This is a genomic window from Streptomyces abikoensis, assembly GCF_014648775.1.
Classification (GTDB): Bacteria; Actinomycetota; Actinomycetes; order Streptomycetales; family Streptomycetaceae; genus Streptomyces; species Streptomyces abikoensis.
In genome coordinates this window covers 266,397-289,580 of sequence record NZ_BMRT01000006.1, presented here as the reverse complement: position 1 = coordinate 289,580, position 23,184 = coordinate 266,397, and the positions used below count along the sequence as shown (strand labels likewise).

General features: G+C 73.4%; 19 protein-coding genes. 6 read left to right on the top strand and 13 right to left on the bottom strand.

All coding sequences use genetic code 11. The annotated features are described in order from the left end of the window. Position 1 precedes the first annotated feature (1 nt). Positions 2–1,219: an MFS transporter gene (locus tag IE096_RS21190; protein WP_189454043.1), complete on the top strand. Its 1,218-nt coding sequence runs from the start codon at positions 2–4 to the stop codon at positions 1,217–1,219. A 99-nt stretch (positions 1,220–1,318) separates the two neighbouring features. On the opposite strand, the gene IE096_RS21185 is transcribed toward IE096_RS21190, so the two are convergent. Next, positions 1,319–2,044 carry a hypothetical protein gene (locus IE096_RS21185; RefSeq protein WP_189454041.1) on the bottom strand — a complete coding sequence of 242 codons (726 nt, stop codon included), beginning with the start codon at positions 2,042–2,044 and terminating at the stop codon, positions 1,319–1,321. A 235-nt stretch (positions 2,045–2,279) separates the two neighbouring features. Here IE096_RS21185 and IE096_RS21180 point away from each other — a divergent pair, with 235 nt between their 5' ends. Next, complete coding sequence (locus IE096_RS21180) at positions 2,280–3,698, top strand: uracil-xanthine permease family protein (RefSeq protein WP_189454039.1); 1,419 nt, start codon at positions 2,280–2,282, stop codon at positions 3,696–3,698. Positions 3,699–3,777: 79 nt separating this feature from the next. Beyond that, positions 3,778–4,470, top strand: coding sequence for a DUF5995 family protein (locus IE096_RS21175; protein ID WP_189454037.1), 693 nt, complete (start codon positions 3,778–3,780; stop codon positions 4,468–4,470). 64 nt (positions 4,471–4,534) lie between these two features. Here IE096_RS21175 and IE096_RS21170 read toward each other — a convergent pair whose 3' ends face one another. From IE096_RS21170 to IE096_RS21160, 3 genes are all read right to left on the bottom strand, one after another. Continuing rightward, positions 4,535–6,241, bottom strand: a complete 1,707-nt coding sequence (locus tag IE096_RS21170; RefSeq protein ID WP_189454035.1) for a flavin monoamine oxidase family protein — start codon at positions 6,239–6,241, stop codon at positions 4,535–4,537. Positions 6,242–6,299: 58 nt separating this feature from the next. Next, positions 6,300–7,100, bottom strand: a complete 801-nt coding sequence (locus IE096_RS21165) for a carbon-nitrogen hydrolase family protein (RefSeq protein ID WP_189454033.1) — start codon at positions 7,098–7,100, stop codon at positions 6,300–6,302. 183 nt (positions 7,101–7,283) lie between these two features. Further along, a complete protein-coding gene (locus IE096_RS21160; protein ID WP_189454031.1) occupies positions 7,284–7,775 on the bottom strand; it encodes a MarR family winged helix-turn-helix transcriptional regulator in 492 nt (163 codons plus the stop codon). A 67-nt stretch (positions 7,776–7,842) separates the two neighbouring features. Here IE096_RS21160 and IE096_RS21155 point away from each other — a divergent pair, with 67 nt between their 5' ends. After that, positions 7,843–8,967, top strand: coding sequence for a questin oxidase family protein (locus IE096_RS21155; RefSeq protein WP_189454029.1), 1,125 nt, complete (start codon positions 7,843–7,845; stop codon positions 8,965–8,967). 147 nt (positions 8,968–9,114) lie between these two features. Here IE096_RS21155 and IE096_RS21150 read toward each other — a convergent pair whose 3' ends face one another. From IE096_RS21150 to fmt, 8 genes are all read right to left on the bottom strand, one after another. Next, complete coding sequence (locus IE096_RS21150) at positions 9,115–9,570, bottom strand: Lrp/AsnC family transcriptional regulator (RefSeq protein ID WP_126913291.1); 456 nt, start codon at positions 9,568–9,570, stop codon at positions 9,115–9,117. A gap of 96 nt (positions 9,571–9,666) precedes the next feature. Continuing rightward, positions 9,667–10,233, bottom strand: coding sequence for a GNAT family N-acetyltransferase (locus IE096_RS21145; RefSeq protein WP_189454027.1), 567 nt, complete (start codon positions 10,231–10,233; stop codon positions 9,667–9,669). A 124-nt stretch (positions 10,234–10,357) separates the two neighbouring features. Beyond that, on the bottom strand, positions 10,358–12,025 hold the full coding sequence (locus tag IE096_RS21140) for an amino acid permease (RefSeq protein WP_189454025.1): 1,668 nt from the start codon (positions 12,023–12,025) through the stop codon (positions 10,358–10,360). A 349-nt stretch (positions 12,026–12,374) separates the two neighbouring features. Then, positions 12,375–13,829 carry a GuaB1 family IMP dehydrogenase-related protein gene (locus tag IE096_RS21135; RefSeq protein WP_189454023.1) on the bottom strand — a complete coding sequence of 485 codons (1,455 nt, stop codon included), beginning with the start codon at positions 13,827–13,829 and terminating at the stop codon, positions 12,375–12,377. Between the two features lie 210 nt (positions 13,830–14,039). Next, positions 14,040–15,029 (bottom strand): sugar-binding transcriptional regulator, encoded by a 990-nt coding sequence (locus tag IE096_RS21130; RefSeq protein ID WP_189454021.1) that lies wholly within the window; start codon positions 15,027–15,029, stop codon positions 14,040–14,042. Positions 15,030–15,248: 219 nt separating this feature from the next. Then, complete coding sequence (gene rpe / locus IE096_RS21125; protein WP_126913295.1) at positions 15,249–15,935, bottom strand: ribulose-phosphate 3-epimerase; 687 nt, start codon at positions 15,933–15,935, stop codon at positions 15,249–15,251. Positions 15,936–16,121: 186 nt separating this feature from the next. Further along, positions 16,122–17,558, bottom strand: coding sequence for an RsmB/NOP family class I SAM-dependent RNA methyltransferase (locus IE096_RS21120; protein ID WP_189454019.1), 1,437 nt, complete (start codon positions 17,556–17,558; stop codon positions 16,122–16,124). Between the two features lie 61 nt (positions 17,559–17,619). Further along, entirely contained in the window at positions 17,620–18,555 is a 936-nt protein-coding gene (gene fmt, locus IE096_RS21115; RefSeq protein ID WP_189454017.1) for a methionyl-tRNA formyltransferase, read from the bottom strand. A gap of 234 nt (positions 18,556–18,789) precedes the next feature. On the opposite strand from fmt, the gene IE096_RS21110 reads away from it, so the two are divergent. Beyond that, a complete protein-coding gene (locus tag IE096_RS21110) occupies positions 18,790–19,296 on the top strand; it encodes a hypothetical protein (RefSeq protein ID WP_189454015.1) in 507 nt (168 codons plus the stop codon). 230 nt (positions 19,297–19,526) lie between these two features. Here the strand turns inward: IE096_RS21110 and IE096_RS21105 are convergent, their stop codons facing one another. Next, on the bottom strand, positions 19,527–21,677 hold the full coding sequence (locus IE096_RS21105; protein WP_189454013.1) for a primosomal protein N': 2,151 nt from the start codon (positions 21,675–21,677) through the stop codon (positions 19,527–19,529). 184 nt (positions 21,678–21,861) lie between these two features. On the opposite strand from IE096_RS21105, the gene IE096_RS21100 reads away from it, so the two are divergent. Continuing rightward, complete coding sequence (locus tag IE096_RS21100) at positions 21,862–23,172, top strand: helix-turn-helix domain-containing protein (protein WP_189454011.1); 1,311 nt, start codon at positions 21,862–21,864, stop codon at positions 23,170–23,172. Positions 23,173–23,184 lie beyond the last annotated feature (12 nt).

Here is a 23,184-nt window from a genome sequence, read left to right as displayed (position 1 = left end):
TATGGACGGCAGCACGGGACGCGGAGAGCGGGGCACTCCCCCGGCGGTCCGCCGGGCCAGGGTCGCGATGGCGGCGATCTTCGCCGTCCACGGCGCGGTCACCGGCAGTTTCGCCACCCGCGTCCCCTGGTTCCAGGACCACCTCGGCATCGGTTCCGGCCGGCTCGGCCTGGCGCTCGCCCTGCCCGCGATCGGCGCGTCGCTCGCGATGCCGCTCGCGGGGCGGATAAGTCACCGCTACGGCTCACGGACCGCGCTGCGCGCCCTGCTCGCCCTGTGGTGCGCCTCGCTGGTCCCGGTCGCCCTCGCCCCCGGCATGATCGCGTTCTGCGCGGCACTGGCGGTGTACGGGGCCACGTCCGGGCTGGCGGACGTCGCGATGAACGCGCTGGGAGTGCGCACCGAGGAGCGGCTTGGGCGGTCGATCATGTCCGGGCTGCACGGGATGTGGAGCGTCGGCGCCCTCGCCGGTTCGGCGGCGGGCACCGTCGCCGCGCACGCCGGTACGGACGCGCGGGTCCATCTCGGGGTGGCGGCCGGCGTCCTCGTCCTGCTGGGCGCGGTCGTCTGTCACTGGGTGCTGGACCTGCGGGCGGAGCCGGAGGAGCATCCCCCGCCGCGCTTCGCCCTGCCGCCGCGCTCGGCGCTGGCGATCGGGGCGGTGGGGTTCTGCGCCGTCTTCGCGGAGGGCGCGAGCCTGGACTGGTCGGCGGTCTACCTGCGGGACGTCGTGGGCTCCGGCGCCGGCGTCGCGGCGGGCTGCACCACGGCCTTCGCCTGCACGATGGCGGCGGCCCGGCTGGCGGGTGACGCGGCGGTGCGGCGCTTCGGGCCGGTGCGCGCCGTACGGGCCGGGGGCGTCCTGGCGACGGCCGGCGGGGTGCTGGTGGTCGCCGGTGGTTCGGCGGTGCCGGTCATCGCCGGGTTCGGCCTGATGGGGCTGGGCATCGCGGTCGTCGTGCCGCTGGCCTTCGCGGCGGCGGGGCGCAGCGGGCCCGAGCCCAGCCGGGCGATAGCGGGCGTGGCCACCATCACCTACACCTCGGGGCTGGTGGCGCCGGCCGTCATCGGGCAGATCGCGAACGCCGGTTCGCTCACGATGTCCTTCGCCGTGGTGACGGCGGGGGCCGCGGGGCTGGTGGCGGGCGCGGGCGTGCTGCGCGCCCCGGCCCGCGCCGCGTCGGCGGACCGGGCCGCGCCGGCCGTCGAGCGCCGCTGAGGCGGCGGGCCGCCGCGCACGCCGCCGCGGGCCGTGCGCCGTACCCCGGAGGGTGCGACGACGGCCCGCGGTGGAGGGGGACTGTTCAGGCGCGAGGGGTCAGATCACGATGCCGCCGAAGATGCCGCCACCCCAGTGGCCGCCACCGCGGTTGCAGTCGCCGCCGCCCCAGCGCTCGTGGTGGCCGCCCCACTTGCCGCCACCGCAGTCGTCTTCCCAGCCACCGTGGTGGCCGCCCCAGCGCTCGTGGTGGCCGCCCCGGTGGCCGCCACCGCAGTCGTCGTCATCCCAGCCGCGGTTGTGGTGGCCACCCCAGCGGCCACCGCCGCCGCAGTCCTCCTCGCCCCAGCCGCCGCCGCCCCAGCGGTTGTGGTGGCCGCCCCACTTGTTGTGGCCACCCCAGCCACCGAACCAGTTGCCGCCCCAGTTCCACCAGTTGTTGTGGTGGGTCCAGACGTGCCGGTAGATGTGGTGGGAGTGGTGGTCGCAGTCCTCGTGGTGGCGTCCGCGGTCGCGGTCGCAGTCCCGGTCACGGCCCCGGTCGCGGTCACGACCCCGGTCGCAGTCCCGGTCTCGGTCGCGGCCCTTGTCCCGGTCGCCACGGCCCTTGTCGCGGTCGCGACCCTTGTCGTGGTCACGGCCCTTGTCGCGGTCGCGGTCGCGGCCGTGGTCCCGGCCGCGGTCGCAGTCATGGTCGTCGTCCCAGCCCTGGACCTGGTTGCCGGACGCGATCTGCGGCGCGGCCTGAGCGACCCCGGCGACCGGAACGACGGTTGCGGCGGCGATGATCGCGGCGGCCGCGGTGCGGCCGACGTGCTTGCGCATGTGTGTCTCCTGAATTGCAGGAAATCGGACACCGGACGCATACCTCGCATGAACCGATAAACATCTGGCAAGCGTGGCCATACAGCCCTACGAGGTGTTAATTGCGCCGATCGCAGCAACACCGCGAGCGGACCCGGCACACAGCCCCCGGCCGGACTCCGGGCGCGCGGGAGCACCCGTCGGCCGCGCTTAGCATGGTCCGGATCATCACAACGCGAACATTTTGGGAGCAGTCATGGGCCTGGGCGTCCGCTGGACCCTGCACGGGGACGGGCGCACCCCCGCCCCCGGCGCCGTCGTCAGACCGGATGAACGGCTCTCGTGGCCGAGGACGGCGGGGCTGGGCGCCCAGCACGTGGTGGCGATGTTCGGGGCGTCCTTCGTGGCGCCCGTCCTGATGGGCCTCGACCCGAACCTCGCGATCATGATGTCGGGCGTCGCCACGATGCTGTTCCTGCTGGCGACCCGGGGCCGGGTGCCCAGCTATCTGGGGTGCAGCCTCTCCTTCGTCGGAGTCGCGGCGATCATCCGGGCCCAGGGCGGCGACAGCGCGGCGGTCACCGGGGCGATCCTGGTGGTCGGCGTGGTGCTGTTCCTCGCCGGCCTGCTGGTGCGGCGGTTCGGCGCGCGGATCATCCACGCGGCGATGCCGCCGGTGGTCACCGGTGCGGTGGTCATGCTGATCGGCTTCAACCTGGCGCCGGTCACGGCACGGACGTACTGGCCGCAGGACCAGTGGACGGCGCTGCTGACGATGCTGTTCACGGGGCTGGCGGTGGTGTGCCTGCGGGGCTTCTGGTCCCGGGTGGCGATCTTCCTCGGCCTGCTCTTCGGCTACGCCCTGTCCTGGGTGTCCGACCGGTTCTTCGGCAAGATCCACTCGGTGAACGGCGGCGTCGAGGCCGTCGACCACTGGCGGCTGGACCTGTCGGGGGTGGCCAAGGCGGACTGGGTCGGCCTGCCCTCGCTGCACGGGCCGAGCTTCGGCTGGTCGGCGGCGCTGGTGGCGCTGCCGGTGGTCATCGCGCTGATCGCGGAGAACGCCGGGCACGTCAAGGCCGTCGGCGAGATGACGGGTGACCGGCTGGACGACCAGCTGGGCCCGGCGATCGCGGCGGACGGCGTGGCGACGGTGCTCTCCACGGCGGTCGGCGGACCGGCCAACACCACGTACTCCGAGAACATCGGCGTGATGGCCGCCACCCGCGTCTACTCCACGGCCGCCTACTGGGCCGCGGCCTGCTTCGCGCTGCTCTTCGGCGTCTGCCCGAAGTTCGGGGCCGTCGTCGCGGCGATCCCGGGCGGGGTGCTCGGCGGCATCACCGTCATCCTGTACGGCATGATCGGCCTGCTGGGCGCGCAGATCTGGGTCCACAACAAGGTCGACCTGCGCAATCCGCTGAACCTGGTGCCGGTGGCCGCGGGCGTCATCATCGGCATCGGCGGCGTCTCCCTGAAGTTCGGGAAGAACTTCGAGCTGGGCGGGATCGCGCTCGGCACGATCGTGGTCCTCTCCGGCTACCACGTCCTGCGCGCCCTGGCCCCGGCACACCTCAAGGCGCAGGAGCCGCTGCTGGACGAGGGGACGAGCAGCTACGACCCGGTCGAGGGAGGGGCCGCCGAGGGCGGGGCTCCCGCGCGCGGTGAGGCTTGATGGCCCGCTCGTTCACCCGTTCTGGTTAACCATCAGACCAGACCGCCTACTCTCCGTGTTCGTCTGTCACTCTGTGCGTATGACGATGACGCGGGTACAGCCGGCGGCGGCCGCCGGCATCGAGGGGGTTCTGGCGCGGATGCGGGCACTGGAAGCCGCGCTGCCGCCGAAGGACGGGGTGGCCGTCTTCAACCGGGTGTATCTGGCGGTCACGGAGGAGGTCGGCCGGCGGGCGGCGGCCGGGGGCTTCCGGGACCGTACGGCCACGGCCGAGCTGGACGTGCGCTTCGCCGAGCGCTATCTGCGCGCCGTGGACCAGGCCGCGCGGGGGCGTCGGCAGCCCGCCTGCTGGCGGCCGCTGTTCCAGTTGCGCGGCCATCCGGCCGTCCGGCCGCTGCAGTTCGCGCTGGCGGGTATCAACGCCCACATCGGTCATGACCTGGCGCTGGCGCTCGTCGACACCTGCCGGGCGCTGGAGGTCGAGCCGTGCGCCCTCCAGGGGGACTTCCACCGGATCGGCGAGACGCTCGTCGCCCTGGAGGAGCGGATCCGCGAGGAGCTGATGCCGGGGCCGGACGTGCTCGACGTCGCCGATCCCCTGACCCATCTCGTCGGCTCCTGGACGCTGGAGGCCGCGCGGAACGCGGCCTGGGCCTCGTTCCGCGCACTGTGGGCGATACGCGAACTGCCCGAGCTGACCGAGGAGTTCACCGACCGGGTCGACGCCGGCGTCGGCATGGTCGGCCGCTGCCTCCTCACCCCGCTGGGCTGACGCGCACCCGTCCGCCCCGTACGAACGGGCGGGCGCGCGTCAGCGGCCGCGGTGGTGGAGCGGCTCAGTCCTCCGGCAGCTCGACGGGCGCGATCTCGTCGAAGACGTCGCCCGGGCCGGGGTTGGTGGCGTCCGTGCTGCCGCCGAACTGGTGCATGACGCCCCACACCGCGTTCAGCGCGGTCTGCACGGCGCCCTCGGCCCAGCCGGCCGTCCAGGAGATGTCGTCTCCCGCGAGGAAGATGCCGCGCATGTCCTCGGGCAGGCGGTCCTGCATGAAGTGGGTGTACAGCCGCCGCTGGTAGCGGTAGTGGCCCGGCAGGTTGGCCTTGAACGCGCCCATGAAGTAGGGCTCGTTCTCCCAGGAGACCGTCACCGGGTTGCCGATGATGTGCTTCCGGATGTCGACCTTGGGGTAGATCTCGCCGAGCGACTTGAGCATGACCTCCAGGCGCTCGTTCGCCGACAGCGGCAGCCACTTGAGGCTGTCGTCGCACCAGGTGTACGACAGGCAGATCACGGCCGGCTTGTCCGGGCCGTTGTCCAGCAGATAGGTGCCGCGGGTCATCCGGTCGGTGAGCGTCATCGACATCACGTCCCGACCGGTCTCCTCGTCCTTGTCCAGCCAGAACGGCCGGTCCACGGGCACGAAGAGCTTGGAGGACTCCATGTAGTGGGTGCGCTCGATCGCCGTCCAGTGGTCGATCGGGAAGAGCGAGTCATCGCACTCGATCTTGGACAGCAGCATCCAGGACTGCGCGGTGAAGATCGCCGCCCGGAAGGTGCGGATGTCGCCGGTCGCGTCGGTCACCGTGATGCGGTTGCCCGCCGTACGGTGCAGCCGGGTGACGGCCGGGCGGGGGGCACCGCCGTGCAGCGAGGACAGCGAGGTGCCCGGCGCCCAGTGGATGATCTTCTCCGGCTCGCGCTCCCACAGGCGCAGCGGAAGCTGCTGGCTGCCGCCGACGATGCCGCGGTGGTGGTCGTCCGCCTCGGTGTACACGACGCGGAGGATCTCCAGGATGGAGTTGGGGAAGTCGGTGTCCCAGCCGCCGGTGCCGAAGCCGACCTGGCCGAAGATCTCGCGGTGCCGGAAGGACTTGAAGGCCTCCGACTCACAGAGGAAGCCGTAGAAGGTCTGGTTGTCGAGCTTCTCGACGAGCTTCGCCCAGATCTCACGGATGCGCGGCACGTCGCGCTCGCGCATGGCGCGGTTCATGTCGGAGAAGTCGGCGCCCTCCTCCAGGCAGGCGTTCCACGCGGTGGCGACGTCACGGTAGACCTGCGGCAGGTCGTCGATCGTCTCGGCGTAGTGCGACTCGCCCTTGAGGTCGACGACGGTCGAGGGGGTGTCGGGCGCGAGCGGGTTGGGGAACGGCTTGGTCTCCAGGCCCACCAGGTCGATGTAGTGCTGGAAGGCGGTGGAGGACGGGGGGAAGCGCATCGCGCCCATCTCGGCGGTCAGCTCGTCATCGCAGCCCTCGAAGCCGACGGTGCGCAGGCGGCCACCGATCTGGTCGGCCTCGTAGACGACGGGCTTGAGGCCCATCTTCATCAGCTCGTACGCGGCGATGATGCCCGACAGGCCGCCACCGATGACGGCGACCTCGGTGCCGTGCTCGGTGGCCGGGATCTGGCCGAGGCCCGCCGGGTGGGCGAGGAAGTCGTCGTACGCGAAGGGGAAGTCCGGGCCGAACATGGTGATCGGCGGCTCGACGGGCTGGGCCTGCTCGTGCTCGTCGTGGGCGGCGGGGGGCACCGTGGACGTCATCGGCTGGACTCTCCTACTGGCAGGGGTGTTGAGGGGGTGCGCGGGGCGGGGCCGCGGGTCAGGTGAGCGAGGTGTAGAGCGCCGGGCGGCGGTCGCCGAGATAGGTGTTCTCGGCGCGCGACGCCCGGAGCAGCTCCGGGTCGACGTCGGCGACGACCAGGTCCTCGCCGGCGCCGGCCCGGGCCCGTACGGTCCCGTCCGGGGCGGCCAGACAGGACAGCCCCGCGAAGGTGAAGTCGCCTTCCACGCCACAGCGGTTGGCGTAGGCGATGTAGAGCTGGCTCTCCCACGCGCGGGCCGGGACGATCGTCTGCGGGACGATCTCGTACGGCCGCATCAGCGCGGTGGGGACGAGCAGCAGCTCGGTGCCGGCCAGGGCGTGCGCCCGGACGGCCTCGGGGAACTCGACGTCGTAGCAGATCAGGAGCCCGATGCGGACGCCGTCGAGCTCGGCCTGGACGACGAGGTCCGAGCCGGGCGTGAAGCTGGTGGTCTCGTACTCGCCGAAGAGATGGGTCTTGCGGTAGTTCGCGAGCCGGGCCCCGTCGGGGCCGATCAACTGGAGGGAGTTGAAGACGGCCTCGCCGTCGCGCTCGGGGTAGCCGTAGCCGATGGCCAGGCCGTGCTCGGCGGCGACGCGCGCGACGGCCCGGGCGCCGGGGCCGTCGGCGGGCTCGGCGAGCCCGGCGACGGCCTCGCCGAGGGCGTACCCGGTCAGGAACAGCTCGTCGGTGAGCAGCAGCCGGGCTCCGGCGGCGGCGGCCCGGCGCGCGGCGTCGTCCAGGGCGGCGATGCTGTCGGCGGTCGAGGCGGGAACGCCGCTGGGGCCTTGGCACAGCGCGATACGCAGCGGCGTCATGCGTCCTCTTCAGCAGTCGAGCGGAGCCGTTCGGCAGGGCAGTTCAAACACTCATACGTTTAAACGACTCGACGGTAAGGTTTGCGCTCTCGACCGGACAAGGCGCGGACGTTGCGCGAGGACGGTGGATTCGTTGCGTGTTTCGCGGCAGCAACGGCGAAACGTTGCGTGGGTGGGCGGGGCCTACCCCTGGACCTCCCGCACCCAGGCGGTCAGCCCCGCCACGAAGCCCGCGCGCTCCTCGGGCGTCAGCCCGTCCAGGGCCCTCAGCAGCGGCTCCCCCCGGAGCGCGACGAACGTCTCCAGCAGCGGCCGGTAAGCCGCGGCCAGCGAGACGAGCACCCGGCGGCGGTTCCCCGGGTCCTCCGCCCGCTCCACGATCCCCGCCCGGCTCAGCGCCCCCACCAGTTCGCTGGCGGTCGGCAGGGAGACGTGCAGCCGCCCGGCGATCTGGCCGACAGTGAGCGGCACCCCCGCCAGCAGATGCGGCAGCACGGCGCCGTGCCGGGCCGTCAGCCCGTGCTTCTCCATGGCCTCGCGCAGCGCCGACGGCATCTGCTCACGGACCCTCACCTTGCGGAAGAAGGGCTCCAACAGGGGGACGAGGGCGATGACTTCGACCTCTTCGGCGGTCGGGGTGCGGGGCGGTGTCCCGGTTCTGATCGCGTGCGGCATACTTCGATTGTAGATGCTTTGGACTTCCGAACCATTTGGACTACCGAAAGGTGTGGGTGGCCGGATCATGCCGTCGATCAGTTACAGCGATGCCCTCAATGACGCCCTGGAGCGCATGAAGGATCTGGGGTACGAACGCGGCCAGGGCGTCGACCTGGCCAATCACGGCCCGATGGGGGCCGAGGCGCTGACCCTCCTCGGGTACGGGGACGAGGTGTCCCGGTGGGTGGAGCGCTACCGGCGCGCCATGGAGCACCACGAGCCGCCCGCCCCGCGCTTCGCCCTGGACCCCGCCGACGAGTCCTCCTGGCGCCCCGCGCTCGGCGCGTTCCACCGGGCCGGAGACTGGGAGGCCCTCTTTACCCGCGAGCTCGCCGAGGCGCACTGGTGCGAGGTGCTCGTCCGCTGGTGGCCGCGACTGCTCCCCGGCCTCTTCGCCGGGCTGACCCACGGCCTCATCCGCGTCGCGCACGCCGTGCGCGGCCTGTACGCCGCCGAGCGGCCCACCCCGCTCCAGCTGGACGAGCTCGCCCGGGGGCTGGCCTACTGGGCCGCCCGCTTCACCGAGCTCCCCGGCCGCCCGCGCCTGACCGGGACGTACGACCTGGCCGGCGCGATCGCCGCGCTCCCCCGCGTCCCGCACGAGGGGCCCCTGCGTCCGGAGGTCCCCCGGCAGCGCCTGGCGCGGCTCGCCGAACTCCCCGGCTACGGCGAGGCGTTGACGTCACTGGCGCCGGACCGCGCGGACCGGCTGCTGAGCGAGATGACCCTCCGCTTCGCCGACGTCTACCTCGCGCATCCCGAGGTCTTCCCCGTGCCGCTGATCCACGGGGTGACCGCGCCCGCGGCCGCCCGGCTGGTCCTCCCCCACCTGCCGCCGGAGCTCCACGAGCCGACGCTGGCCGCCCTCTGGCAGGTGCACATCACCTTCCTGCTGGCCTTCACCACCGACCGGCGGGACGAGGGCGCCGACGCCTGGCGGGCGGGGGCGCAGGCGGCGCCCCCGGCCCCGGAGCTGGCCGCGCGGGCGGCGGAGCACGGGGACGAGCACGTGATCAAGTTCACCGAGGCGTGCCTGCGCGAGCACGCCCTGCGGCCCGACCCGCGCTATCTCGCCGCGGCCTTCGCCGCCCAGGGACGGGTCGACCGGCTGGACGCCGGTGGCGCGATCGGCACCGCCGGCCGCCGGTGACCCGCCGGCCGGGACGTAGGTGACCCTTCGGGCCGGAGACCGTGACCCTTCGGCCCGGAGACAGCGGACATCAGCCGCCGTCCACGGCCAGGAGGGGGCGGCCCGCTGTCAGGACAGGGCCACCCGGCAGGACGGCGCGGCCCGCTGTCAGGACGGCGCGCCGGAGCTGAAGCGGCGCAGCAGCGGGGAGAGGACCAACACGGACTTGGTGCGCTCCACGAAGGGCTCGCCCGCGATGCGCTCCAGGACCCGCTCGAAGTGGCGCATGTCCGAGGCGAAGATCTGCACGATGGCGTCGGCCTCACCCGTGACGGTGGAGGCCGACGCCACCTCCGGGTAGCGGGAGAGGCCGCGGTGGATCGCCTCGGGCGAGGTGTTGCGACGGCAGTAGAGCTCGATGAACCCCTCGGTCTCCCAGCCGAGCGCCGCCGGGTCCACCCGCACGGTGAAACCGGTGATGGCGCCCTCGGCGCGCAGCCGGTCCACCCGCCGTTTGACGGCGGGCGCGGACAGGCCGATCTCCGCTCCGATGTCGGCGTAGGAGCGCCTGGCGTCCTCGGCCAGGGCATGCACGATGCGTTCGTCGAGCTCGTTCAATCGCACGGCGGGTGGATCACTTTTCTCCGGGTCATGGCTACTGCTACCTGCAGTAGATCACGTGCCCGGCCCCGCTCCCGACTCGTGCGCGGTGGGGACGGCTCATCTGCCGAGGGTGGTGACCATGGCGGAGGGCCCGGGGAAGTCCTCGATCAGGGCGTCCATCAGGACTTCGTCGACGCGCTGGCCCAGCCAGTGGCCGGATTTGCGGAAGCGGCCGGTCGGCCGGAATCCGGCCTTCTCGAAGGCGGTGAGGCCGGCCCGGTTGGGCTCCAGGACCCGTAGCCACACGGCGTGGAGGCCGCCCAGGTGGAAGGACCAGTCGAGGGTCAGCCGGGTGGCCTCCTCGGCGAGGCGCCGGCCCCGGTGGGCCGGGGCGATCAGGATCGAGAACTCGGCCCGTCGCTCACGGGCGTCGACCCGGAGCGAGGTGAGGCCGATGGGCTGCTTGTCCTTGAGCCGGACGATCTCGAAGCACGGATGGTCGCGGTCGTCGAGAGCGCGGTCCCACTCCTCGGCACGGGCCTCCCATGTCTGCGGGAAGCCGCTGCCGCGGCCCAGGACGCTGCCGGGGTCGGTCTCCCATCGGTGGTACTCGGTCAGCATCTCGTCGCGGGGCATGCCCAAGGCGAGGCGGTCGCCGGTCAGCAGGAGGTGGGGGCTGCTCATCGGATGTGATCCCTTCGGTGCCCCGGACGGCCGGGCCGGGGCCGTCGACATACCCGAAAACGGCTGCCGGGCCCGCGCGGAGCGGACCCGGCAGCCAGGGATCATAGGGCGGCGCGGAAGAAGATCACTTCCTGTTGGCAGGCTTCCGGGACTTGGCGGAACGCTTCGCCGCCGGCTTCGCGGCCTTCGCGGGGGCCTGGGCGGCCTTCACCGCCGCCTTCGGCTCCGCCTCGGGCGCCTCCTGGGTCACCTCCGTCACAGCGGCCCCCAGCTCACCACGGGCTTCCCGGGCCAGCCGCGAGCTGCGCATGCCGTAGGCGAAGTAGAGCACCAGGCCGATGAGCATCCAGCCGCCGAAGACCTCCCAGGTCACGACGTCCAGGCTGGTCATCATGTAGACGCACAGGGCGCAGCCGATGGCGGGGAAGACCGGCGCCAGCGGCACCGTGGTGTCGCCGAAGGGCACCCGCACACCCGAAAGCGGTACCCGGAAGCTGCGCTTCATGGTGGGACGGGTGAACCGCAGCACGATGACGGCGACGTTGACCAGCGCGAAGGCGAAGAGCGTGCCGATGCTGGTGGCGTCCGCGAGCTGGCCGAGCGGCACGGCGGCGGCGAGGACGCCGCAGAAGAGCGAGACGATCACGGTGTTGGCGACCGGGACGCCCTTCTTGTTGACCTTGGCGAAGGACTTGGGGACCAGTCCGTCGCGGGACATCGCGAAGAGGATGCGGGTCTGGCCGTAGAGGACGGTCAGCACGACGCTGGCGATGGCGATGACGGCACCGGCGGCCAGGAGGACGGCCCAGAAGCTCTGGCCCGTGACGTCCTTCATGATCCCGGCCAGCGCGGCCTCGGAACCCTCGAACTTCTTCCACGGCAGGGCGCCGACGGCGACGGCCGCGACCAGGACGTAGAGGGCCGTGACGATCAGCAGGGAGAGCATGATCGCCTTGGGCAGGTCCTTCTTGGGGTCCTTCGCCTCCTCACCGGCCGTCGAAGCGGCGTCGAAGCCGATGTAGGAGAAGAACAGGCTGGCGCCCGCGGCGCTGACGCCGCCGAGACCGAGCGGCATGAAGGGGGCGTAGTTGCCGGCGCGGATGCCGGTGAAGGCCACGGCGCAGAAGAGCAGCAGGGCCACGATCTTCACGCCGACCATGATGGCGTTGGCGCGGGCGCTCTCCTTGGCGCCGCCCAGCAGGAACGCCATGCACAGCAGCACGACGAGCAGGGCCGGCAGGTTGAAGACACCGCCGTCCACACCGGGCGGGTTGGCCATCCACGCCGGGATGGTGACGCCGAGGGTGCCCTGGAGGAGCTCGTTGAGGTACTGGCCCCAGCCGACGGCGACGGCCGCGACGGAGACGCCGTACTCCAGGATCAGGCACCAGCCGCAGACCCAGGCGACGACCTCGCCCATGGTGGCGTAGGCGTACGAGTACGAGGAGCCGGAGACCGGGATGGTGCCGGCGAGCTCGGCGTAGGACAGGGCCGAGAAGAGCGCGGTGAGACCGGCGATCACAAAGGAGATCACCACGGCGGGGCCGGCCTTGGGCACGGCCTCGCCCAGCACCACGAAGATGCCGGTGCCCAGGGTGGCGCCGATGCTGATCATCGTCAGCTGCCACATGCCGAGCGAGCGGCGCAGCGAGCCGCCCTCGCCCTGGCCGCCCTCGGCGACCAGGCGCTCGACGGGCTTGCGGCGCATCAGGCGGGTGCCGAAGCCGGCGGTCGGCAGCGGGGCGCGCCTGGCGTCACCGGTCAGGGCCGGCGATGCGCCTTTGTCCAACACTGGGGTCGATCCCACAGGGGTCGCTCCGTTTCATGATTCCCGGTCGGGGGTGGCCGGTCGGGAGCGACGGCGCGGCGGTCCCAGGGCGCGCCGGCATGGCAGAGCAAACCCGTAGCGAGGGGGTACCGCCGAGCAAGCGGTATCCGCCACTCCACGTTCTGCGCAGACCTTACGAGGTGAGGGCCCGCGCTCGTAATGCACCATTCTTGCGTATACCCGAACGATCATTGCGTCGGGGGGCCCTTATCAGTGAATCATTGCGCACGGTGTTATGAATCGGTACAGGAGCAGCAAAAAAGGGGCGCGACCCGGCGAACCGGATCGCGCCCCTTTCACGGGCGGTGCGTGACTACTGCCAGCTGGCGTGCAGCGGCTTGCCCTCGGCGTAGCCGGCGGCGCTCTGGACGCCGACGACGGCACGCTCGGCGAACTCCTCCAGGGAGCCCGCGCCCGCGTAGGTGCAGGAGGAACGGACACCCGCGATGATCGAGTCGATCAGGTCCTCGACGCCCGGGCGGGCCGGGTCGAGGAACATGCGGGAGGTGGAGATGCCCTCCTCGAACAGACCCTTGCGGGCCCGGTCGTAGGCGGACTCCTCGGAGGTGCGGTTGCGCACGGCACGGGCCGAGGCCATGCCGAAGGACTCCTTGTAGAGGCGGCCGTCGGCCGTCTGCTGGAGGTCGCCCGGGGACTCGTACGTCCCGGCGAACCAGGAGCCGATCATGACGTTGGAGGCACCGGCGGCCAGCGCCATGGCCACGTCGCGCGGGTGACGGACGCCACCGTCGGCCCAGACGTGCTTGCCGTACTTCTTGGCCTCGGCGGCGCACTCCAGCACCGCGGAGAACTGCGGGCGGCCCACGCCGGTCATCATGCGGGTGGTGCACATGGCGCCCGGGCCCACACCGACCTTGATGATGTCCGCGCCGGCCTCGATGAGGTCGCGCACGCCCTCGGCGGCGACGATGTTGCCCGCGACGATCGGGACGTTCGGGTCGAGCGCCCGGACGGCCTTGATCGCGGAGATCATCGACTCCTGGTGGCCGTGGGCGGTGTCCACGACGATGGTGTCGGCGCCGGCGTCCAGCAGGGCCTTGGCCTTGCCGGCCACGTCGCCGTTGATGCCGACGGCGGCGGCGATGCGCAGCTTGCCGTCCTTGTCGACGGCCGGGGTGTACAGCGTCGCGCGCAGGGCGCCCTTGCGGGTCAGGATGCCGGCGAGCTTGCCGTCCTTGTCCACGGCCGGGGCCAGCTTGCGGTGCGCGGCGTCGAGCTGGTTGAAGGCCTCGCGCGGGTCGATGTCGGCGTCGAGGAGCAGCAGCTCCTTGGACATGACCTCGGACAGCTGGGTGAAGCGGTCCACACCGGACAGGTCGTGCTCGGTGACGACACCGACGGGGCGGTGGTCCTCGTCGACGACGACACCGGCGCCGTGGGCCCGCTTCGGCAGCAGGGACAGCGCGTCGGCGACGGTCTGGGTGGGGGCCAGCACGATCGGGGTGTCGAGCACGTGGTGACGGCCCTTGACCCAGGAGATGACCTCGGTGACGACCTCGATCGGAATGTCCTGCGGGATGACGACGAGGCCACCGCGGCGGGCGACCGTCTCCGCCATGCGGCGGCCGGCGATCGCGGTCATGTTCGCGACCACGAGCGGAATGGTGGTGCCCGTCCCGTCCGGGGCGGAGAGGTCCACACCCTGGCGGGAGCCGACCGCGGAGCGGCTCGGCACCATGAACACATCGTCGTACGTCAGGTCGTACGGCGGCTTCTGGTCATTGAGGAAACGCACGTGCTGATACATCCCAGTCGTTCGAGGTGACCCCCGACAAGGCATGCCGAGGGAAAAGCACGTACTTCATTCTCACATGCCGACCGGGGCACCTGGCCAGTCCCGAACCTCCAGGGCTGTCCGGGAGGGCCTTGGCCGATCCTCCAAGCCCCGCCGCCGACCTGCGCGGACCCCCGTGAAACCGGGTTCGCGCGGGCCGTGGGACCGCCGGTCGCGCGGCCGCTACGCGCCGTCCGGATCGGTGCGGTCCAGGGCCGGGCGGGGGCCCGGGCCCGTCTCGTGGAGGAGGTAGTCGGCGGCGGCGGTGTCCGTGACCAGGCTGGTGACCAGGCCGGAACGGAGCACCGCGCCGATCGCCGCCGCCTTGCGCAGCCCGCCGGCGATCGCGACGACCTCCGGTATGCGGCGCAGCCGGTCGGCCTCGACGGTGATGCAGCGCTCGCCCAGGTCCCGCCCGATGCGGCGGCCCTCGGCGTCGAAGAGGTGCGCGGACATCTCCGCGGTCGCGCCGAGCGAGGCGTAGTGCTCGCGCTCCTCCTCGGTGAGCATGTCGTAGACCGTGGAGACGCCCGACTCCCAGGAGCCGATGGACACGGCCGCGACGGTGACCCGGTCGAAGTACTCGAAGGCCCGGGCGATGCCCGTCTGGCCGCGCAGGGCGGCGGCGGTGGCCGTGTCCGGCAGCAGCATCGGGGCGTAGATCGGGTGGGCCTCGCCGCCGGAGACCTGGGCGGCCCGGCGGACGGCCTCCACCGAGCCGCGCTCGGCGGTGCCCGCGTCGTAGACGCCGGTGAGCTGGACCACCGTGCAGGGGGGCAGCCGGTGGAGGGCGGCGGCCATGTGGATGGTGGAGCGGCCCCAGGCGAGGCCGAGCACATCGCCCTCGTGGACCAGCTCGCCGAGCAGGCCGGCCGCGACCTCGCCGAGGTTCTCCGGGTCGGCGGCGTCGTCGGCGGCGTCGGCCGGGGACTCCACCACGACCGCGTGGCGCAGGCCGTAGCGGGCGCGCAGCGCGTCGGAGCGCTCCGCGTCCAGCTCGGCCGGCACCCGGATCTCGATCCGCACCAGGTCGCGCTCGAGCGCCGTCTCCAGCACCCGGGCCACCTTGAAGCGGCTCACGCCGAACTCCTCGGCGATCTGGATCTTCGACTTGCCCTCGAGGTAGAAACGGCGGGCCATCGCCGCCGCCTGCACCAGCTCGGCGGGCCCCATAGGCGTGGCTGAACGGCCGCCCGTCGACACCGCGGTCTCCTCACTACTGTGGTCAAGCTTGCTGCTACCGCGTGGGTAGCTACTGGGGTGGGTGTAGCTGTTTCTGCCGAAGGTGTCCCGCTGTGACGCGTGGACCCGATGTCATCCTGTCAGATTCGACGGTCCGCGATCAGACCTTGACCTCGGCCCTCAGCAATTCGGGCGAGCGGCGCGGGCCGCTCAGTGTGCGCAGGCCCAGGGCGCGCCGAGGGTGGCCCGCTCCGCCTGCGTGCGCAGGGCGCGTACGGCCTCCGCCGGGTCGTCCATACCGTAGACGGCGGAGCCGGCCACGAATACGTCCGCGCCCGCCTCCGCGCACCGCTCGATGGTGGCGGCCGAGACGCCGCCGTCCACCTGGAGCCAGATGGGGAGGTTGTGGCGCGAGATCAGCTCACGGGTGCGGCGGATCTTGGGCAGCATGATGTCGAGGAACGACTGGCCGCCGAAGCCCGGCTCGACGGTCATGATCAGCAGCATGTCGAGCTCGGGGAGCAGGTCCTCGAAGGGCTCGATGGGCGTGGCGGGCTTGAGCGCCATCGACGCCCGGGCCCCCAGCCGCCGGATCTCCCGCGCCAGCCGCACGGGCGCGTGGGCCGCCTCCGCGTGGAAGGTCACCGACCCGGCGCCCACCTCCGCGTACTGCGGCGCCCAGCGGTCCGGGTCCTCGATCATCAGATGGCAGTCCAGCGGCGTGTCGGTCGCCTTGAGCAGCGACTCGACGATCGGCACGCCGAGCGTCAGGTTGGGGACGAAGTGATTGTCCATCACATCGACGTGGAGCCAGTCGGCGCCCCGCACGGCCTGCGCCTCGTCGGCGAGGCGGGCGAAATCCGCGGAAAGGATGCTGGGGTTGATCTGTACTGCCATGCCCCAAGCCTGCCATGTCGCGGGCACTGCCTTTGACCGGGGGCGAGTCCCCGCCCCACACCGGGGGCCGGGGGCTTGCCCCCGGGAAACGGTGAGAGGGCGGGACCGGGGCCTGTTCCCCGCCGCAACGGCGGTCAGCCACCCGCTACGTGCCCGGCGGTGCCGAACCACCTCCCGGCCGGGAGGTCACCCCGTACGCCGCAGCAGCGCCAGGTACATCGCGTCCGTGCCGTGGAGGTGCGGCCACAGCTGGACGTCCGGGCCGTCGCCGATCATCGGCACGCCCCGCATGAAGGGACGGGCGTCGATCCACTCGGCGGGCGGGGCCTCGCCGCCGCGGCCGCGCAGCACGTCCTCGACGACGGCCCGCGTCTCCGCCAGGTGCGGCGAGCAGGTGGCGTAGCCGACGACACCGCCGACGCGCACGGAACGCAGCGCCTCGCGCAGCAGCCCGCGCTGGAGCGGCGCGAAGCCGGCCAGGTCCTCGGGGCGGCGCCGCCAGCGGGCCTCGGGGCGACGGCGCAGGGCGCCCAGACCCGAGCAGGGCACGTCGACCAGGGCCCGGTCGAAGGACCCCTCGCGCCACGGCGGGCGCGTGCCGTCCGCGGCGATGACCTCGTACGGGCCGGGGTTGCCGGCCAGGGCCCGGGCCACGAGGCGGGCCCGGTGCGGCTGCTTCTCGGAGGCCAGCAGCGCCGCCCCGCGCTGCGCCGCGAGCGCGCCGAGCAGGGCGGCCTTGCCGCCGGGGCCCGCGCAGCCGTCCAGCCAGCGCTCGTCCGGCCCGTCGACGGGGACGTCGGCGAGGGCGAGGGCGATCAGCTGGCTGCCCTCGTCCTGGACGCCCGCGCGCCCCTCGCGGACGGCCTCCAGCGCGCCGGGCTCGCCGCCCTCGGCGAGCCGGACCGCGCAGGGCGACCAGCGGCCGGGCAGGGCGGAGTCCTCACCTGCGGCGGCGATCAGCTCGTCGGTCGTGGCCCGGCCGGGGCGGGCGACGAGGGTGACCTCGGGGCGCTCGTTGTCCGCCTCCAGCAGGTCCTCGATGCCGGCCCGGCCGCCGCCGAGCGCGTCCCACAGCGCGGAGACGATCCAGCGCGGGTGGGAGTGGACGACGGCGAGGTGCTCCTCGGGGTCGTCCTCGTAGGGCGGGGCGACCTTCTCCAGCCAGCCGTCCAGCTCATGGGCGGAGATCTTGCGCAGGACGGCGTTGACGAACTTGGCCCGCCCGTCGCCGAGCACCACCCGGGCCAGCTCGACGGTGGCCGAGACCGCCGCGTGCGTGGGGATGCGGGTGCCGAGCAGCTGGTGGGCGCCGAGGCTCAGGACGTCCAGCACCGGCGGGTCGACCTCGCGCAGCGGGCGGTCCACGCAGGCGGCGATGATCGCGTCGTAGGTGCCCTGGCGGCGCAGCGTCCCGTAGACGAGCTCGGTGGCGAGGGCCGCGTCGCGCGCCTCGAAGCCCTCCTTCTCCCTGGCCTTGCGGAGCAGCGGCGGGAGCACCAGGTTCGCGTACGCGTCCCGCTCGTCGACGGCCCGCAGCGCCTCGAAGGCGAGTATCCGCACCGGGTCCTTCTTGGGCCGGCGATAGGGCTTTGCGGGGCGCTTACGAGGGGCCTGGTCGTTCACGAAAGGTGCTCCGGAGCTGGGGTGATGAGGAGCTCCAGCCTACGCCGGATCACTTCGGGGCTCACTCGCCGCCGAGCTTCTCCCCCGGGGCGATGCGCACGCCGCGCGCCCAGTCGGCCGCCTGCATCGGCTTCTTGCCCTGCGGCTGGACCCACTGGAGCCGGACGGCGTGGGAGCCGGTGCCCACGTGGACGGAGTTCTTGGCGGCGGCGATCTCGCCGGGCGCGAGCTCCGTACGCGCGGGGTCGAGGGCCACGGACATGACCTTCAGGCGCTCGCCGCGGAAGGTCGTCCAGGCGCCGGGCGCCGGGGCGCAGCCGCGTACGACGCGGTCGGCGCGCAGGGCGGGCGCGGTCCAGTCGATCCGGGCGTCCTCGACGCTGATCTTCGGGGCGAGCGTGATGCCGTCCGCGGGCTGCGGCACGGCCTTGAGCGTGCCGTCCTCGATGCCGTCCATGGTCGCGGCGAGCAGCCCGGAGCCGGCGAAGGCGAGGCGCGTCAGCAGATCGCCACTGGTGTCGGTGGGGCGGATGTGCTCGGTCAGCACGCCGTAGACGGGGCCGGAGTCCAGACCCTCCTCGATCCGGAACGTGGAGGCGCCGGTCATGTCGTCACCGGCCAGGATCGCGTGCTGCACGGGGGCGGCGCCGCGCCACGCGGGCAGCAGCGAGAAGTGGAGATTCACCCACCCGTGGGTCGGGATCTCCAGGGCGGCCTTGGGCAGCAGGGCGCCGTAGGCGACGACGGGGCAGCAGTCGGGGGCGATCTCCCGCAGCCGGGCGAGGAAGTCCTCGTCACGCGGCCGGACGGGCTTGAGCACCTCGATGCCGGCCTCCTCGGCGCGCTCGGCGACGGGGCTGGCGACCAGCCGGCGGCCGCGCCCGGCGGGCGCGTCGGGCCGGGTGACGACGGCGACGACCTCGTGCCGGTCCGAGGCGATCAGGGCGTCGAGGGCGGGTACGGCGACCTCGGGGGTACCGGCGAAGACGAGCCTCATGGGTGGCGGACTACCTCTCTGGTGAGCGGCGTCTCAGTCTAGAGGCGGCCCGGCCCCGGGGGGCGTGCGGGCTGACACGCGCCCCATTCCGGCGGATGTACGCCCCCATACCGTGACCCAGCGGCCCGTGGCGCGTTGGGTCAAGAGAGATTGACCGAAACGGGCCGCAACCGCGGCCCGCTTCCGTTCTCCTACCCCAACGTCCCGTTAACCGCCGGTCCGAGAGGCTTGTTCATGCCCGACCACGCAACCCACGACGCCCAGGCACGGGCCAGCCTGCATCTTCTGGTCCGGGACATCGAGAGGGTCCGCCGCCAGGTGGACGCGCTGCGCACCCTCACCGCCCAGCTGGGCAACGTCTACCGGCCGCGCCGCACCGGCCCGTCGGCCGGCTTCGTCGTCTACGGCCGCGCCCCCGCGCCCACCGTCCGGCTGGCGCAGGAGCTGCGGGACAGCGTCGAGACGCTGGTCACGGCGGCGGTGGACTTCGACCGTTCGCTGGGCTTCTCGTGGGACGCGGTGGGTTCGGCGCTCGGCGTCACCAAGCAGGCGGTCCACCGCCGTTACGGGGCGCGCCGCGCGGGCGCGCAGGCCACGGCCGAGCCGTCCGAGTCCTCCGTCCGCACCGCGGAGCCCGCGCCCGTCCCCATCGTCCCGGCGGCCCGCACGGTCCCTGGCCAGCCGGGCGCCCACCGCGAGGAGCCGCGCGCCTCGGCGTTCCCGGGCCCCCGGAACGGCTGACCTCCCCGGGGGGTTGCGCACCGCTCGGCACCGCCGAAATCCGCCATCGTGGCTGATCAGCGCTGCGGCGGGACGAGGGTGCCCGAGCACGGGGGGCTGGGGCACAGCCCCGGGAAACGGTGAAAGGGCGGGGCTGGGGCCTTCTCCCCGCCGCGACGGTGATGCACCCCCACCGGCGAGCCCGGCGGTGCCGAACCGCCCGCAAGCGGGGGCACCCGGCACGGGGCCGGTCACCCGATGTCCGGCGGGTCCACCCGCAACCGCACCGGCTCCCCCTCCCGCCGAGCCAGCCGTATCGCCTGCGCCGTCTTGAGCGCGGCCGCCAGCGCCGCGCCCTGCCCGGGCCGCACCCGGAGCAGGGCGCGCTCCCAGTGCTCACCCGGCGGAGGGTCGCCCGCCCGCCGCGGCCGCCCCGGAGGGGGCGGCGGCAGCGGGACGGGCCCGAGCACCTCCGCCCCCTCCGGCAGCTCCGCCATGGCGATCAGCTCCGCGACGGCGGCCGGCGGCCCCGAGACCGCCGCCATCCGCGAGACCGGCGGAAAGCCCAGCTCCGCCCGGTCGGCCAGCTCGCGCACCGCGTGCCCGGCCGGATCCCAGCGGACGAGGGCCTGCACGGGCCGCAGCGTCGGCTCGGCCACGACGACGACCGTGCCGCCGGCCTCCTGCCCCCGCACCAGCGCGGCCGCGCCCAGCCAGCGGCGCAGCGCCTCCTCCCCCGCCCGCAGGTCGGGGCGGCCGAGGAGGGCCCAGCCGTCGAGCAGCAGGGCCGCCGCGTAGCCGGCGCCCTCGGCGACGGGCTCGGCGCCCGGCGTGGAGACGACGAGCGCGGGCCGGTCCGGGACGGAGTCCAGGATGTGGTCGCGCCCGGACGTACGGACGGGCACGGCCGGAAACGCGCGGCCCAGCTCCTCGGCGGTCCGCCGGGCGCCCACGACCTGGGCGCGCAGCCGGAAGCCGCCGCACTCGCCGCAGTGCCAGTCGCGGGCCTCCTGCCCGCACCAGCCGCAATGCAGCAGGCCGTCGTCCCCGGAACGGGCCTCCAGTGGCCCGGCGCAGTGCGCGCAGCGGGCGGGCTCGCGGCAGCGCTCGCAGGCCAGCCGGGGCACATAGCCCCGGCGCGGCACCTGCACCAGCACGGGCCCGTGCTTGAGGCCCTCCCGGGCGACCTCCCAGGCCACCGTGGGCAGCCGGGCGGCCCGCGCGGCGGCGTCCCGCGCCTCGTCGGCCTCGCCGACCGTGCGGATCCGGGGGGCGGTGACGCGGATCCGCTCGCGGGCGGCGGCCAGGGGCAGGGCCCAGCCGGTCTCCACCAGTTGGGCGGCCTCCACCGTGCAGCCGAAACCGCCCAGCAGGAACGCCGCCTTCTCGTGGGCGGCCCGCAGCAGCAGCACCTCACGGGCGTGCGGCTGGGGCGCGTGCGGCTCGCTGTGGCTGGAGTCGCCGTCGTCCCAGATGGCCACGAGGCCGAGGTCCCGTACGGGCGCGAACATGGCGGCGCGGGTGCCGACCACGGCCCGTACCGCGCCGCGGCTGACGGCCAGCCAGCGGCGGTAGCGCTCCTCGGGGCCCGTGTCGGCGGTGAGCAGCACATGGCGCCCGGCGCCCAGCAGCTCGCCGAGCGCGGCGTCCACCCGGGCGGCCGTCCGGCCGTCGGGCACGACGATCAGCGCCCCGCGCCCCGCCGAGAGCGCGGCGGCGGCGGCCCGGGCCAGCTCTCCCGGCCAGTGGGGCCCGGGCAGCGCCGTCCACACCGCGCGGGGGGCGTCGCCCCGGGCGACGGCCTGGAGGTAGGCGGGGCCGGTCGGATACCGCGCCCAGCCGCCGGGCTCGGGCGCGGCGGGGCGCGGCGCCGGGCCGGGCGACGGCTCGGCCTCGATCCGGGCGTGCCGGGGCGGCACGGCCAGTTGCAGCACATCAGCGAGAGAGCCCGCGTACCGGTCGGCGACGGACCGGCAGAGCCCCAGCAGCGCGGGGCTCAGCACCGGCTCGGGCGACAGCACCTGCGCGAGCGCGGCCAGCGGGCCCTGGTACTCGGACTCGGCGACCCGCTCCACGATGAACCCGTCGAGCAGCCCGCCCCCCTCCCGGCGCCCGCCCCGCACGTTCCGCGTGCCCGCGCCGAAGCGCACCCGCACCCGCACCCCGGGCCGGGCCTCGGCGTCCAGCTCGGCGGGGACGGCGTAATCCCACAGCCGGTCGAGATGGACCGGCCCCTTGTCGACCAGCACCCGGGCGACGGGCAGCTCCTTGGCCAGCACGGCCCCCCGCCACGTCCGCGGCTTGGCCCGCGGCACCTTGGCCTTGCGCACGCTCTCCCGGATCAGCGCGAGCTGCTCCACCTCGGGAGCCTCCCGCTCCGACCGCCCGTTCTCGCTGCTCACAGCCCCAGTCCTACCAGACCCCACTGACAGCGGCGGCCGAGTCCGACGGACCGGGGCAGCAGGGCGTACGCGAAGAGGAAACAGGAAACTTTCCTGTTGACCTTGCTCCGCGTGGCGCCGCCCCGCAATCTGACTCGCGGCGTCCGGAGGGGCTGTCGGCGAGAGGAAAACGAGGGGGATTCACGTGCTCGAGCAGTCACGTCACTTCGGACACGAGCTCCGCACACTGCGCCGCGCCGCGCGGATGACGCTGGACGACCTGGCCTCACGCGTCCACTTCAGCAAGGGCCACCTGAGCAAGGTGGAGCGTGGTGACAAGCCGGCCAGTCCGGACCTGGCGCGCCTGTGCGATGCCGTATTCGAGGCGGGGGGCGCACTGATCGCTCTGGTCCCGGACGAACGCCGACGGACGGAAGCGGAACCCTCACAAGCGAGCACCGGTGACGAGGAGATGTGGTCGATGGAGTTGTCCCCGGACGGGCCGAGCCGGTTCGAGCCCCTGGGCCGCAGGCAGGTCGTGGCAAGAGCGGCCGCTTCGGCGGTCGGACTCCGTATGGGCCTCCCCCGCCCGCCGGCCGGCCCCGAGGGGGATTCGCTGCTGGAGATGTCCCGTTCTTTGTTCGGCCAGTACCGGCAGCTCGGCCAAGCGGCCGCTCCCGAGGCCGTGCTGCCCGCCTTGATCGCGCAGACGCACACCTTGCGGAGCCTCGCCCTGCGCGCCGGTCCGCGCACCCGCGCGGGCCTGCTCGGGCTGGCTTCCCGCTACGCCGAGTACATCGGCTGGCTCGTGCAGGAGACGGGGAACGACCTGTCCGCTCTGTGGTGGACGGAACGCGCCGTGCGCATGGCGGCCGCCGGCGGCGACGACCACCTCGCGGCTTACGCCCTCGTGCGGAGGGCACTGATCGCCATGTACCGGCAGGACGCCGCCGAAACCATCGACCTGGCCCGTCAGGCGCAGGGTGGTCACTTGCCGCCGCGCATCCGGGGCCTGGCCGCACAGCGCGAGGCGCAGGGTCACGCGCTCGCGGGAGACTACGACTCCTGCATGCGCTGTCTGGACCGTGCCCGAGCCCTGCTCGCCGTCCCCGGGGCCGCCTCGGACTCCCCCGTCATCGGTCCCACCAGCCTTTCCGACCCGGTCGCCATGGTGACCGGTTGGTGCCTCCACGACCTGGGCCGGCCCCGGCAGGCCGCGACGGTCATGGACGCGCAGGTGCGGCGATTACCGGGCCACGCCCTGCGGTCCCAGGCCCGCTACGGCGTACGCCGTGCCCTCGCCCATGCCTCCGCCGGTGACATCGACCATGCCTGCGACGTGGTGGCGCCCCTGCTCCCCACCACCATCGCCGTGGGTTCCGCCACCATCACGGCGGACCTGCGTCGACTGGAGCGCACGCTGGCCCGCCATCCGCGCAACTCCGCTGTTCGCTCGCTGGCACCCGAGCTCACAGCCGCACTGCATTTCGTCTCCGTGCAACATCCGTCAAGCTGAGAGGAAAACGCC

Coding starts and splice junctions, on each gene's coding strand:
- IE096_RS21190 (WP_189454043.1), top strand. CDS start 2: ATGGACGGCAGCACGGGACGCGGAGAGCGGGGCACTCCCCCGGCGGTC.
- IE096_RS21185 (WP_189454041.1), bottom strand. CDS start 2,044: ATGCGCAAGCACGTCGGCCGCACCGCGGCCGCCGCGATCATCGCCGCC.
- IE096_RS21180 (WP_189454039.1), top strand. CDS start 2,280: ATGGGCCTGGGCGTCCGCTGGACCCTGCACGGGGACGGGCGCACCCCC.
- IE096_RS21175 (WP_189454037.1), top strand. CDS start 3,778: ATGACGATGACGCGGGTACAGCCGGCGGCGGCCGCCGGCATCGAGGGG.
- IE096_RS21170 (WP_189454035.1), bottom strand. CDS start 6,241: ATGACGTCCACGGTGCCCCCCGCCGCCCACGACGAGCACGAGCAGGCC.
- IE096_RS21165 (WP_189454033.1), bottom strand. CDS start 7,100: ATGACGCCGCTGCGTATCGCGCTGTGCCAAGGCCCCAGCGGCGTTCCC.
- IE096_RS21160 (WP_189454031.1), bottom strand. CDS start 7,775: ATGCCGCACGCGATCAGAACCGGGACACCGCCCCGCACCCCGACCGCC.
- IE096_RS21155 (WP_189454029.1), top strand. CDS start 7,843: ATGCCGTCGATCAGTTACAGCGATGCCCTCAATGACGCCCTGGAGCGC.
- IE096_RS21145 (WP_189454027.1), bottom strand. CDS start 10,233: ATGAGCAGCCCCCACCTCCTGCTGACCGGCGACCGCCTCGCCTTGGGC.
- IE096_RS21135 (WP_189454023.1), bottom strand. CDS start 13,829: ATGTATCAGCACGTGCGTTTCCTCAATGACCAGAAGCCGCCGTACGAC.
- IE096_RS21130 (WP_189454021.1), bottom strand. CDS start 15,029: ATGGGGCCCGCCGAGCTGGTGCAGGCGGCGGCGATGGCCCGCCGTTTC.
- rpe (WP_126913295.1), bottom strand. CDS start 15,935: ATGGCAGTACAGATCAACCCCAGCATCCTTTCCGCGGATTTCGCCCGC.
- fmt (WP_189454017.1), bottom strand. CDS start 18,555: ATGAGGCTCGTCTTCGCCGGTACCCCCGAGGTCGCCGTACCCGCCCTC.
- IE096_RS21110 (WP_189454015.1), top strand. CDS start 18,790: ATGCCCGACCACGCAACCCACGACGCCCAGGCACGGGCCAGCCTGCAT.